Annotated in this window: 18 protein-coding genes; all 18 read right to left on the bottom strand. The window is 46.6% G+C overall.

Annotation, left to right across the window (positions count from 1 at the left end; all coding sequences use genetic code 11):
* Positions 1–2 precede the first annotated feature (2 nt).
* The 18 genes from AC8GFU_RS01275 to rplF all read right to left on the bottom strand — a co-directional run bounded on the left by AC8GFU_RS01275 (position 3) and on the right by rplF (position 12,548).
* On the bottom strand, positions 3–1,016 hold the full coding sequence (locus AC8GFU_RS01275; RefSeq protein WP_506626696.1) for a DNA-directed RNA polymerase subunit alpha: 1,014 nt from the start codon (positions 1,014–1,016) through the stop codon (positions 3–5).
* A 127-nt stretch (positions 1,017–1,143) separates the two neighbouring features.
* Positions 1,144–1,770 (bottom strand): 30S ribosomal protein S4, encoded by a 627-nt coding sequence (gene rpsD / locus AC8GFU_RS01270; protein ID WP_506626695.1) that lies wholly within the window; start codon positions 1,768–1,770, stop codon positions 1,144–1,146.
* Between the two features lie 16 nt (positions 1,771–1,786).
* The gene (gene rpsK / locus AC8GFU_RS01265; RefSeq protein WP_506626694.1) at positions 1,787–2,206 is read right to left on the bottom strand and encodes a 30S ribosomal protein S11; all 420 of its coding nucleotides are present in this window, start codon (positions 2,204–2,206) and stop codon (positions 1,787–1,789) included.
* Entirely contained in the window at positions 2,206–2,583 is a 378-nt protein-coding gene (rpsM, locus tag AC8GFU_RS01260) for a 30S ribosomal protein S13 (RefSeq protein WP_445821685.1), read from the bottom strand. The genes rpsK and rpsM overlap by 1 nt, the downstream gene beginning before the upstream one ends.
* 125 nt (positions 2,584–2,708) lie before the next feature.
* Positions 2,709–2,822, bottom strand: a complete 114-nt coding sequence (gene rpmJ, locus AC8GFU_RS01255; RefSeq protein ID WP_017955275.1) for a 50S ribosomal protein L36 — start codon at positions 2,820–2,822, stop codon at positions 2,709–2,711.
* Between the two features lie 17 nt (positions 2,823–2,839).
* Positions 2,840–3,061, bottom strand: coding sequence for a translation initiation factor IF-1 (gene infA, locus AC8GFU_RS01250; RefSeq protein ID WP_445821684.1), 222 nt, complete (start codon positions 3,059–3,061; stop codon positions 2,840–2,842).
* Between the two features lie 115 nt (positions 3,062–3,176).
* The gene (locus tag AC8GFU_RS01245) at positions 3,177–4,343 is read right to left on the bottom strand and encodes an MFS transporter (protein WP_506626693.1); all 1,167 of its coding nucleotides are present in this window, start codon (positions 4,341–4,343) and stop codon (positions 3,177–3,179) included.
* Entirely contained in the window at positions 4,344–5,843 is a 1,500-nt protein-coding gene (locus AC8GFU_RS01240) for a tripartite tricarboxylate transporter permease (RefSeq protein ID WP_506626692.1), read from the bottom strand.
* Positions 5,833–6,246, bottom strand: a complete 414-nt coding sequence (locus AC8GFU_RS01235) for a tripartite tricarboxylate transporter TctB family protein (protein ID WP_506626691.1) — start codon at positions 6,244–6,246, stop codon at positions 5,833–5,835. Before AC8GFU_RS01235 ends, AC8GFU_RS01240 begins: the two co-directional genes overlap by 11 nt.
* Before the next feature lie 100 nt (positions 6,247–6,346).
* Positions 6,347–7,474: a Bug family tripartite tricarboxylate transporter substrate binding protein gene (locus tag AC8GFU_RS01230; protein WP_506626690.1), complete on the bottom strand. Its 1,128-nt coding sequence runs from the start codon at positions 7,472–7,474 to the stop codon at positions 6,347–6,349.
* A gap of 112 nt (positions 7,475–7,586) precedes the next feature.
* Positions 7,587–8,399 (bottom strand): type I methionyl aminopeptidase, encoded by an 813-nt coding sequence (map, locus tag AC8GFU_RS01225; protein WP_506626689.1) that lies wholly within the window; start codon positions 8,397–8,399, stop codon positions 7,587–7,589.
* A gap of 10 nt (positions 8,400–8,409) precedes the next feature.
* Positions 8,410–9,042, bottom strand: a complete 633-nt coding sequence (locus AC8GFU_RS01220; RefSeq protein WP_506626688.1) for an adenylate kinase — start codon at positions 9,040–9,042, stop codon at positions 8,410–8,412.
* Positions 9,042–10,337 (bottom strand): preprotein translocase subunit SecY, encoded by a 1,296-nt coding sequence (secY, locus tag AC8GFU_RS01215; RefSeq protein ID WP_506626687.1) that lies wholly within the window; start codon positions 10,335–10,337, stop codon positions 9,042–9,044. Before secY ends, AC8GFU_RS01220 begins: the two co-directional genes overlap by 1 nt.
* A gap of 52 nt (positions 10,338–10,389) precedes the next feature.
* Positions 10,390–10,830 (bottom strand): 50S ribosomal protein L15, encoded by a 441-nt coding sequence (rplO, locus tag AC8GFU_RS01210; RefSeq protein WP_506626686.1) that lies wholly within the window; start codon positions 10,828–10,830, stop codon positions 10,390–10,392.
* A gap of 2 nt (positions 10,831–10,832) precedes the next feature.
* The gene (gene rpmD / locus AC8GFU_RS01205; protein ID WP_445821876.1) at positions 10,833–11,015 is read right to left on the bottom strand and encodes a 50S ribosomal protein L30; all 183 of its coding nucleotides are present in this window, start codon (positions 11,013–11,015) and stop codon (positions 10,833–10,835) included.
* Positions 11,015–11,632, bottom strand: coding sequence for a 30S ribosomal protein S5 (gene rpsE, locus AC8GFU_RS01200; RefSeq protein WP_506626685.1), 618 nt, complete (start codon positions 11,630–11,632; stop codon positions 11,015–11,017). Before rpsE ends, rpmD begins: the two co-directional genes overlap by 1 nt.
* A complete protein-coding gene (gene rplR / locus AC8GFU_RS01195) occupies positions 11,632–12,009 on the bottom strand; it encodes a 50S ribosomal protein L18 (protein ID WP_506626684.1) in 378 nt (125 codons plus the stop codon). Before rplR ends, rpsE begins: the two co-directional genes overlap by 1 nt.
* Positions 12,009–12,548, bottom strand: a complete 540-nt coding sequence (gene rplF, locus AC8GFU_RS01190) for a 50S ribosomal protein L6 (protein WP_506626683.1) — start codon at positions 12,546–12,548, stop codon at positions 12,009–12,011. Before rplF ends, rplR begins: the two co-directional genes overlap by 1 nt.
* Between the last annotated feature and the right edge of the window lie 6 nt (positions 12,549–12,554).

The following is a 12,554-nucleotide window of genomic DNA, read 5'->3' as shown; positions in this document are numbered from 1 at the left end:
TCCTAGGCCTGCTCTGCATCGACGAAATCATCGTCGACTGATGCGTTGTAGTTCTGATGTTGGGTTGGATCGAAACCAGCTGGGCTGTCCTTGAGAGACATTCCCATTGAGACAAGCTTTGCCTTGACCTCATCGATTGATTTTGAACCAAAGTTACGGATATCAAGCAGGTCAGCCTCTGAACGGTTAACTAGCTCTCCAACTGTGTGAATGCCTTCGCGCTTCAAGCAGTTGTATGAACGAACTGTTAGATCTAGATCTTCAATTGGAAGAGCAAGATCTGCTGCGAGCGCTGCATCCATAACAGATGGCCCCATCTCGATACCTTCTGCATCAAGATTTAGTTCGCGTGCAAGTCCGAAAAGTTCTACCAATGTGCGTCCAGCTGATGCAACAGCATCGCGTGGCTTCATTGATGGCTTTGTTTCTACATCTACAACAAGGCGATCGAAGTCTGTGCGCTGTTCAACGCGAGTTGCTTCTACCTTGTATGTAACCTTCAAAACTGGTGAATAGATTGAGTCAACAGGAATGCGACCGATCTCTGCGCCTGCTTGCTTGTTCTGTACAGCGGTTACGTAACCACGACCACGCTCAACTGTAAGTTCAATCTCAAGATTGCCCTTGCCGTTAAGTGTTGCAATGTGAAGCTCAGGGTTGTGAACTTCTACGCCTGCTGGAACTGCAATATCTGCACCAGTAACTGCACCGGCACCTGACTTGCGGATGTAAACAACAGCTGGCTCATCGTTATCTGATGAAAGCACCAAGTTCTTGATGTTCAAAACGATATCGGTGAGATCTTCCTTTACGCCTTCAAGAGTCGTGAACTCGTGAAGTGCACCTGCAACGCGAATGCTTGTAACTGCTGCACCTGGAATAGATGAAAGCAATGTACGACGCATGCTGTTGCCAAGTGTGTAACCAAAGCCTGGCTCTAGTGGCTCAATGATGAACCGTGAGCGATGCTCAGAAACTACTTCTTCGCTGAGAGTTGGACGTTGTGCAATTAGCACTGCTGCTCCTCTTCATTCGGGGAAATCCACTATTTGATTTCCGCTCTTTCCCCTGATCCTTCAATCAGGGGCCCTACTAAGTACTGCCCGCATGTCCGTTGGTTTTTACACCAAGGACTTTTAAAAATTACTTGGAATAAAGTTCAACGATTAGCTGCTCTTGAACCTGTGTGTCGATGACTGCACGAGCAGGAACTGAGTGAATGATGATTCGCATCTGTGAACCAACAACCTCCATCCATGCCGGTACTGCCTTCTCGCCAAGCTCTGCGCTAGCAACGATGAATGGTGTTAGATCCAATGACTTTGGAAGAACATCGATGATGTCCATTGCAGAGACACGGAATGAAGGAATGTTTACCTTCTTACCATTTACCAAGAAGTGACCGTGACGAACTAGCTGACGTGCCATGTCGCGGCTCTTTGCAAAGCCTGCACGGAACACAACGTTGTCGAGACGTGTCTCAAGAATGACAAGAAGGTTTTCACCAGTCTTACCCTGCTTGCGGTTAGCCTCTTCGTAGTAACCACGGAACTGCTTTTCTAGAACACCATAAATACGTGCGCACTTTTGCTTTTCGCGCATCTGTAATAGGTACTCAGATTCCTTTGAACGGCCACGGCCGTGCTGTCCTGGTGGATAAGGACGTGATTCGATCGGACACTTTGGTCCATCGCACTTTGAGCCCTTAAGGAAGAGCTTTACTTTTTCGCGACGGCAACGCTTGCAGTCTGCTCCGGTATAACGAGCCATTTATTCTCTTCCTTCCTTAAACTCGACGTGGTTTCGGTGGGCGGCAGCCATTGTGTGGAGCTGGAGTTACATCTGAGATGGCTCCAACTTCTAGGCCTGCTGCTTGCAATGAACGGATTGCTGTTTCGCGACCAGAACCTGGTCCCTTAACAAATACATCAACCTTCTTTAAGCCGTGCTCCTGTGCGCGACGAGCTGCTGCTTCTGCTGCAAGCTGTGCTGCGAATGGAGTTGACTTACGTGAGCCCTTGTAACCAACCTGGCCTGATGAAGCCCAAGAGATTACAGCGCCCGTTGGGTCTGTAATAGAAATAATTGTGTTGTTGAAAGTGCTCTTAATGAACGCCTTACCAACTGCAATGTTCTTCTTCTCTTTCTTACGAAGCTTAACTTTGCCCTTAGCTGCCGTAGCAGTCTTAGTCTTTGGAGCGGCCATTACTTAGTCACCTTCTTCTTACCTGCAATTGCCTTACGAGGTCCCTTACGTGTACGCGCATTTGTATGTGTGCGCTGACCACGAACAGGTAGTCCCTTGCGGTGACGAATACCTTGGTAGCTCTGGATTTCAACCTTGCGACGAATGTCGCCAGAAATTTCACGACGAAGGTCACCTTCGATTTTGAAGTTTGCTTCGATGTATTCGCGAAGCTTTGCTAGATCTGCTTCTTGCAAATCCTTAACGCGAATATCTGGACTAATGCCAGTAGCTGCTAATGTTTTTTGAGAACGGGTAAGACCCATTCCAAAAATATAAGTGAGTGCGATTTCCAAACGCTTTTCGCGTGGAAGATCGACACCGACGAGACGTGCCATGTATCTACCTATCTATATCTGGAGGTCCTCCGCATTACTGTTCTCTGGCCTACCAGTCCAAAGGTCTTCATCGAAATGAAGTCGTAATACGAGTTATTTATTAAGTTGTACTGCCGTTAAATTGATTAGCCTTGGCGTTGCTTGTGACGCAGGTTTTCGCAAATCACCATGACGCGACCCTTGCGGCGAATGACTTTGCACTTATCGCAAATCTTCTTAACGCTTGGATTAACCTTCATGTCTATTGCTCCCCTTGTTACTTATAACGATAAATAATTCGACCCTTAGTTAGGTCGTACGGACTCATTTCCACGATCACACGATCGGCAGGAAGAATACGAATGTAGTTCTTTCGCATCTTGCCGCTTATGTGAGCAAGGACTTTATGTCCGTTAGTTAGCTCCACGCGAAACATTGCGTTAGGTAAAGCTTCAGCAACGGTGCCTTCCATTTCGATGGCGCCATCTTTTTTAGCCAAGCTGTACCTACATTTCTGTTTAAGCGTGAAACAAGCGAACTCGTAGTTTAGGGGGCGGGCTCAAATAAGGGAAATCCGCTTATCTGAACTACATCGCTGTAATTCAGGCCACAGATCAATTGCGTTTTACGCTGAAAATCGAGCTACCCAAGAGCACCGCCAGGCCGATAAATACCGCCCCTGCCCCAGATGCCGCTGCAGCCGCACCCGCTGCCGCTGGCACCAGGAACTGTCCAAAACGATTTCCCATTAATCGGGCGGAAACTGCCAATGCTCGCTCAGAGCTTTCAGTTTTTTGAGAAACCAAGGACATTGTTAATGGCTGACCTACGCCTAATGAAAATCCTGCAACAAAAACAATCGCACCAAGTGCCAGCGGAGTGTGCGCAAAGGCCATCGCTGCACATGAAACAACTGAAATGATCGTGCTCCACCACAACAATTGGAAGGTCGAGAATCTTTCGCTTAATCGACCTAAGAAAAAGCGGGACAACATAGTTGTTCCTGCTCGTATCGCCAGGATCGCTCCGATTGCATATGGGGAAAAGTTATTTTCAGTTCCGAACAAGGGCAAGAAAACTACGAGTACATCTGCCGCCGATGAAATTGCAAGTGAAATATAGATAGCGGCAAAGATTCCGGGACGCTTGACTAATTTGAACGCGGCCTTATAAGTGCCTTCGCTATTAGTCTTACCAGAAACAGTTGGGCGTTCATTGCGCCATTTAATAACTGGGGCGATCGCGATAATTGTTAAAACAACACCTAGCAAAAATGCATTAGATGTCGATCGCGGCAGTGTTCCATTTGATCCAGCAACAATTGAAGCTGCGATTGGTCCGAGCATGTGACCAAGTGATGCACTAAAGGTATAAAACCCAAAGTATCGGTCAAGACCTTCGGCAGGTGCACGCAGTGCAACCATCGATTGCCCTCCAACCATGCACGCAAGGTGAGCTAAACCAGATGCAGCTGCTGCAATTCCAAGTGCAACTAATGAGTTTGCAAACACCAGCCCAAATGAAGTAACAAGCATCGCTACTGTGCCAAGCAAAATGAACTTTGCTTCACCAAGCTTTCCAACCCATGATCCAAATTGCAGTGCAAGTAAAACTGGAAATAGCGCATATAGCGCAGCGATTAAACCGATCTGGGCGCTGTTTGCATCAAGTTCAATCGCCCGATAGGTCATCATCGGGCGAAGAACGTAAATTGTTGCTTGCGTGAGGGTAGAAGAGAGCAGAAGAGGCTTAGCCCACGGCAAAAGCTTCTCTGCCGCCATTTACTTCTTTACAGCAAACTTCTTCTTGAAGTTCCAAATCAGCGGTCCGATGATTACAAGGATCAAGATTGAGTAAATGATCTTTGGGAATGGTCCAGCAATCAGGATATTCCAATCACCTTGGCTAATCTGAAGTGCACGCTTGAACTGCAATTCAGCCAATGGTCCAAGGATCACACCGATAATCAAAGGAGTAATAGGTACTCCAAAGCGGCGGAAGAAGAATCCAAGTGCACCAACGACCAATGCAACCTGTAAATCAAAGGTTGAGTTATTAAGCGCATAAGCACCAAGCAGTGCAAAGGTCGTAATTCCTGCATACAAGTAATGGGTAGGGATCTTTAGAAGTAATACCCAAAAACGAATAAGCGGAAGATTGAGAACCAAAAGCAAAGTGTTACCAATGAACAATGATGCGATCAAGCCCCACACAATTTCAGGACTTGTCTGGAACAACATTGGGCCTGGTTGAATGTTGAATGATTGGAAGGCAACTAGAACTACCGCCGCTGTTGCAGATGTTGGTAAACCAAGTGCGAGCATTGGAACCAATACACCTGCAGCGTTTGCATTGTTTGCAGCTTCTGGTCCAGCAACGCCTTCAATAGCGCCTTTACCAAACTCATCTTTATTCTTAGATAAAGCCTTTTCAACACCGTACGATAAAAATGTTGGAACTTCAGATCCACCTGCAGGAATCACACCTAATGGGAATCCAATTAAAGTTCCTCTAATCCAAGGTTTCCAAGAGCGTCTGAAATCTTCACGTGTCATCCACGCTTTACCCTTCATCTCGATCACAGACATATCAATCTCTTTATGTCGTGCTGCAAGATAAAGCGCTTCTCCCAATGCGAAGATCGCAACAATTACGGTAACTGTTTCAATTCCATCGATTGCATTCATATTTCCAAAGGTCAATCGAAGAGCGCCTGATTGCAGGTCTGCGCCTACTAATCCTGCAACGAGACCAATTGCCAGCGCTACCAATCCGCGAATTCGAGAGGCGCCAAGCAAGGTTCCGACTGTTGTGAAAGCTAAAACGATCAAAGAAAGGTAGCCCGCGGGTTGAATTGTGAGCGCAACATCGGCCATAACTGGAGCGCCAAAGGCCAATAACAAGGTCGCAATGGTGCCGGCCACGAATGAACCGATTGCCGCTGTAGCAAGCGCTGCGCCTGCTCGACCAGCCTTTGCCATCTTGTTGCCTTCAAGTGCGGTAATAACAGAACCGCTCTCGCCAGGGGTGTTAAGCAAAATTGAGGTTGTTGATCCACCGTACATCGCGCCGTAAAAAATTGCGGCGAACATAATTAAGGCAGAGGTTGGATTAACTGTTAAACAAATAGGAAGCAATAAACCAATTGCAAGTGCTGGTCCAATACCTGGCAAGACTCCAACAAGAGTTCCAAGAAATGTTCCAAGTAGACCAAACATAAGGTTTGTAGCTGTGAAGGCGGTTTGGAAGCCATCCATCAACATTGAGAAACTATTGCCCATTACCAATTACCCCTTCAAAGATGCCTGAAGGCAGATTGATATTTAACCCCTTTGTAAATGCAAAGTAAATTACGACGGCAAAAATGATGCTAACTGCAAAATCTTTTAGATACTTTCGTGAACCAAAACCAAATGCAACGCCCCAGAAACAAACTGTTGCTGCAATTATGTAACCGGCAATTTCGAGCAACACAACATGTAAACCGATTGCCGCGGCAACGATCAACAGAGTTGAGTAATTAATTGGAACTAATGGATCCCCAGGCTCATCACCTTCAGGTGTTCCGTGATTTCCACGCAACACATCAAGAATTAAGAAAAGACCAACAAGTGAGGTAAATGCAGCAACCATGTAAGGAAATGTTTGCGGGCTCACGATGGATGAACCTTGCGGAATATCCATTCTGGATGTATCCCACGCTACGAAAATGCCAAGCAGGAAGAGGAAGCTGGCGAATGCCAGCTCCCCCTTTCCGTGCTTAGTAACTTTGTCGAGAATCAAATTAGATTCCAAGACCCTTCATAACGCCGTTGATTTCTGGAATGTGCTTCTCAAGGAATGTCTTGAAAGCTGTTCCAGCAACAAACTCGTTATCCCAGTTGTTCTTCTTAAGCTGAGCTGCCCATGCTGGTGATGCGTGCATGATGTCAATTACCTTGATGAAGTTCAGGTAATCAGCCTTTGAAAGATCTGCTGGAGCCATGATTCCACGCCAGTTTCCGTACACGAGGTCGTAACCCTGTGAAACGAATGTCTTAGCCTTGATACCAGTTAGTGGCTTAGCTGATGAAACACCAAGGTAGCGAAGCTTTCCTGATGCAACATATGGTGCGAAATCAAGTGCACCTGAGATACCAACTTGTGTTGATCCGCTTAGAAGTGAAGTAATAACTTCAGGTCCGCCAGAGAACACTACATAGTTCAACTTTGTTGGATCGATTGATGCCTTCTGTGCAAGCAAACCAATTACTTGGTGATCGATTCCACCCTTGCTACCACCAGCGATTGAAACGCCGTTTGGCTTTGCAGCAAGATCATCAAGTAGTGCCTTTAGTGTGCGGTACTTAGATGATGCAGGTACAACGATTCCATCGTATTCGCGAAGGATCTTTGCGATTGGTGTTGAGTCAAGCAGATTTAGCTTTGACTTGTTTGAGTAAAGTCCACCAGTCATTGCAATACCTGTAACCATTGCAGCTTCTGGCTTGCCCTTGATCTCTTGGAAAGCTCCAAGACCAACAGCTCCACCAGCACCTGGCTTGTACACAGATGTAGTTGCGCCTAGTAGTCCTTCAGCTTTTAGTGAATCTGTAATCGCATCAGCGGTAAGTGAGTATCCACCTGGGTTCGCTGGGATTGTCCAATCAAGATTCTTTAGAGGCTTAACATCTTTGTACCACCACTTTGCTTGGCCCTTGTATGAACCAGTAGTAACTACAAGACATGTTAGATCTGTTCCATCAACACCGCGACCTGCAGCAGTCTTACCAATTGATGCCTGTGTGCAGTCATCTCCGATAGTTGCTTTAGCAGCTGGCTTAACCGCAGCCTGTGCCGGAAGTGTTGTGCCAGCTAGAACAGCAACTGCAGTTGCTGCAACAGCTAGACGAATTAAAGAGTTTTTTCTCATCGATGAGTTCTCCGTATTGTCATGCCCCCGAGGGTTCGGGATACGGAAAAACTAGTGCCTGATAAGGGATTTAGTAAGTAAAAGGAGGTACCAAATAGGTAACGAAATTTCGTTACTTCAGTAAGTCTGAGACCTCAACGCCAAGGGGGGTTAACCGCTCACGACCACCATCAAAGGCTGTTAAGACAAATGGTTTTCCATCGTCCAAAATCGCATAGGTGTGTTCAAAGTGTGACCCACGCGACTTATCTGCTGATACAACAGTCCAGTCATCGGCAAGAACTTTGGTGCGTGCAGAACCACGAGTGATCATCGGTTCAATCGCTAAAACATATCCCGGTGTAATTGTTGGACCGTTACCAGGTTTTCCAAAGTTTAAAACATGTGGCTCTTGGTGCATCTCTGTACCAATTCCATGTCCACCGTACTCCTGCAAAATTCCATACTTACCTTGCGACTTTGTGTACTCCTCAATTGCATGACCAATATCGGAAAGTCTTGCACCATTCTTTCCAGCTGCAATTCCTCGCCACATTGATTCTTCACAAACATCCATCATCTTTTGATCTTCAGGATCAACGGTTCCTAATGTGACTGTGAATGCAGCATCTCCATGCCAGCCATCAACAATTGCACCACAATCAACAGAGACAACATCTCCATCATTGATGACACGATCTCCTGGAATTCCATGAACGATCTCATCATTAATAGATACACAAATGGTTGCTGGAAAGCCGTGATAACCCTTGAAGTTAGAGGTTGCACCATTGCGCTTAATAACCGCCTCTGCAACCGCATCTAGCGCGCTTGTCATCATTCCAGGCTTAATTACCTCGCGAATTGCTTTATGAATTTCAGCGACAACTAAACCAGCACGACGCATGGTTTGTAATTGTTCTGCGGTTTTAAGTTGAATTGCCATCGCTACAAACTTACTGGGCGACGCGGCTTAACGCTGAGATTGCGTTTGCTGTGATCTCTTCAACGCTTCCTGAAGCGCTGATTGAGATCAACAAACCTTCATTGCGATAGAAGGAAATAATTGGTGCGGTCTGCTCTGCATACACTTCAAGGCGTCGCTTAATTACTTCAGCCTTGTCATCCTCGCGCTGGTAAACCTCTCCCCCACATGTTGGGCACTTATCGACGCCAACAGATGGTGCACCGCAATCGCGGCAGGTACGACGTGATGAAAGTCGTGCAACGATCTCATCATCTGGAAGTGAAAATTCAAGAACCGCGTTTAATGGGGTCTTCTTATCAACCATCATTGCGCGTAAAACTTCAGCTTGTGCAACGTTGCGTGGCCATCCATCAAGCAAGAAGCCATTGATCGCATCTGATTCTTCTAGACGTGAAGCAACCATCTCATTTGTGATTGCATCTGGAACTAGTTCGCCACGATCCATGAACTCACGTGCTTTATTTCCTAATTCAGTTCCGGCCTTTAAATTTGCACGGAAAATATCTCCAGTTGCAATGTGCGGAATTGAATAGTGCGCTGCAAGGAATTGTGCTTGTGTTCCCTTACCGGCGCCTGGTGGACCTACCAGGACTAAACGCATTAGTGAAGGAATCCCTCATAAGAACGCTGCTGTAGCTGTGACTCGATCTGCTTTGCAGTATCAAGACCAACACCTACAACGATCAGGATCGCTGTTCCACCAAATGGGAAGTTCTGTGTTGCACCGAAAACAATAAGTGCACCAATTGGAATAACTGCAACAAGTGCCAAGTACAAAGAACCTGGAGCTGTGATGCGTGAAAGAACATACTGTAGGTACTCAGATGTTGGCTTTCCTGCACGAATACCAGGAACGAATCCACCGTACTTCTTCATGTTATCTGCAACCTCATCTGGGTTGAAGGTAATTGCAACATAGAAGTATGTGAAGAAAATAATTAATAGCGCATATGAGGCGATATAAATTGGGTGATCGCCCTTAACAAAGTTACGGCTAATCCATACAGCCCATGCAGACTGGCTATTTGTGAAGTTAACGATTAGTGAAGGGATGTAGAGCAATGATGAAGCGAAAATTACTGGGATAACACCAGCCTGGTTAACCTTGATTGGGATGTAGGTGCTTGTTCCACCGTATGCCTGACGTCCAACCATGCGCTTTGCATATTGAACTGGAATACGACGTTGCGCCTGCTCAACAAAGACAACCGCTGCAACAACCAAGATTCCAACAGCCATAACAAAGAGGAATGCGAACAATCCCTTTTGTAGCTTGATTGACCAAAGCTGGCTTGGGAATCCTGCTGCGATAGATGTGAAGATCAAGATTGACATACCGTTACCAACACCGCGATCAGTGATCAATTCACCAAGCCACATGATTACAGAAGTACCTGCAGTCATTACGAAAATCATCGTAACGATGCGCTGCCATGATGTGTCAGGAATGATTGCAAGTGAACATCCTGAAATTAAACGACCAGGTGTACGAGCAACTGCGATCAAACCAGTTGATTGCAGGATTGCAAGACCGATAGTTAGGTAACGTGTGTACTGAGTTAACTTTGCAGTTCCAGATTGTCCTTCAGCCTTCAAGACTTCAAAACGTGGAATTACCACTGTAAGAAGTTGAATGATGATTGAGCTGGTGATGTAAGGCATGATTCCCAAAGCGAAAACAGAGAGCTTAATAAGCGCTCCACCGCTAAATAGGTTAATCAAGCCAAACAATCCACCAGATTCAACAGTCTTCAAACACTCCTGGACATTTCCGTAAGAAACACCTGGTGTTGGAACAACTGAACCAAAACGGAACAAAGCCATGATTGAGAGAGTGAAGAAGATCTTCTTTCGAAGCTCCGGTGTCTTAAAGGCCATACCAAATGCTGAAAGCATTGATCTTCTCCTCTTTCTCTTTCTAAGCTAATTCAGTTAAAGGACGGTTCGATTAAAGAACGTTTGTCTTGCCGCCAGCTGCAGTGATCTTGTCTACAGCAGATGATGAGAATGCGTGTGCAGTAACACTCACCTTCACATCAATTTCGCCATTTCCAAGCACCTTTACAGGCAAGCTATCGCGAACAGCACCCTTTGCAATTAAGTCTGCAACAGTTACATCGCCACCCTTAGGGAATAGCGCATTAATTGTTGAAACATTCACTGCCTGGTACTCAACACGTGCTGGGTTCTTAAATCCACGAAGCTTTGGCAAGCGCATTACGAGAGGTAGCTGACCACCTTCGAAACCTGCACGAACTGTGTTACGAGCGCGTGTTCCCTTACCACCGCGACCTGCGGTCTTACCCTTTGATGCTTCACCGCGACCCTTACGAGTTTTAGCTTTCTTTGCACCTGGAGCTGGACGAAGATGATGAAGTTTTAGTGTCATCTTTATTCGACCTCCTCAACCTTGATCAGGTGGCGAACGGCGTACACCATGCCACGAATTTCTGGACGATCTTCTTTTACAACAACATCGTTAATGCGCTTTAGGCCCAATGAACGAAGTGTGTCGCGCTGCTCAGGCTTGTTTCCAACCTTCGAGCGAATTTGAGTTACTTTCAAACGTGGCATTAGGCACCTACCGTGATCTGTGAAGCGCGGATAATTGCTGCAGGTGCAACATCTTCCAATGGACGACCACGTCGCGCAGCAATTTGTGCTGGGCTTTCAAGCATCTTCAATGCAGCAACGGTTGCGTGAACCATGTTGATTGCATTGTTAGATCCAAGTGACTTAGTCAAAACATCTGTGATGCCTGCACACTCAAGTACTGCACGCACTGGACCACCGGCAATAACTCCGGTACCTGGGCTAGCTGGACGTAGAAGAACTACACCTGCTGCAGTTTCACCTTGTACTGGGTGAGGAACTGTTCCTTGAACACGTGGAACTGTGAAGAATGACTTCTTCGCTTCTTCCACTGCCTTAGCAATCGCTGCTGGAACTTCCTTAGACTTTCCGTAACCAATACCGACCTGACCGTTACCGTCTCCGACAACTACAAGTGCGGTGAATGAGAAACGACGTCCACCCTTTACAACCTTAGATACGCGGTTGATAAATACAACGCGCTCCATGAATGGATTCTTTTCTTTTTCACGATCATCACGACGTTCGCGACGCTCTGGGCGTCCCTTACCTCGCTCGTTGCCTGCTGTTGCTGGCGCAGTAGTTGGATTAGTAGACATTAGAACTCCAATCCGTTCTCTCGTGCACTGTCAGCTACAGCTGCAATACGACCGTGGTACTTATTTCCTGCGCGGTCAAACACGACAGTTGAAACTCCAGCAGCCTTAGCGCGTGATGCAATCAATGCACCAACAGCCTTTGACTTTGCAGTCTTGTCGCCCTTATCGGCACGAAGATCAGTTTCCATTGTGGATGCATAGGCAAGAGTCTTGCCTTGTGTGTCATCAATAACCTGTACAAACAAGTGACGTGATGAGCGAGAAACGACTAAACGTGGACGTGATGCTGTTCCAGCGACCTTCTTGCGAACGCGGAAAGCACGACGGGCACGGGCGTTTGTTGCCGAACCTTTGCGGACCTTTACACCAATAGCCATTACTTCTTACCTGTCTTTCCTTGCTTACGGCGAACAACTTCACCTGAGAGACGCAAGCCCTTGCCCTTGTAAGGATCAGCCTTGCGAAGCTTCTTAACCTTTGCAGCAACTTCGCCAACCAACTGCTTATCAATTCCAGAGATATGGAACTTTGTTGGTGACTCAACCTTGAAGGTGATTCCTTCAGGTGCTGGGAATTGGATGTTGTGGCTGTAACCAAGTTGGAACTCGAGGTCCTTACCCTTTTCAGCTACACGGTAACCAACACCGACGATTTCAATAGTTAATGTGTAACCATTAGTTACGCCCTCGACCATGTTCGCAACAAGTGTGCGAGATAGACCGTGAAGTGAACGTGTAACACGCTCTTCATTGGGACGTGCAACTGTGATTACGCCAGCTTCTTGTGAAACTTGAATTGGCTCAGCAACGTTAAGTGAAAGAGTTCCCTTAGGACCCTTAACAGCAACGTGCTGTCCAGCGATTGTGATTTCAACGCCGCTTGGAACGGCGATAGGCATGCGACCAATACGTGACATTAGATG

The organism is Planktophila warneckei (SeqCode) (genome assembly GCF_965234675.1).
In the GTDB taxonomy this organism is placed as follows: domain Bacteria; phylum Actinomycetota; class Actinomycetes; order Nanopelagicales; family Nanopelagicaceae; genus Planktophila; species Planktophila warneckei.
The sequence above is the reverse complement of the archived record's forward strand: the minus strand, read 5'-3'. Positions and strand labels throughout refer to the sequence as shown.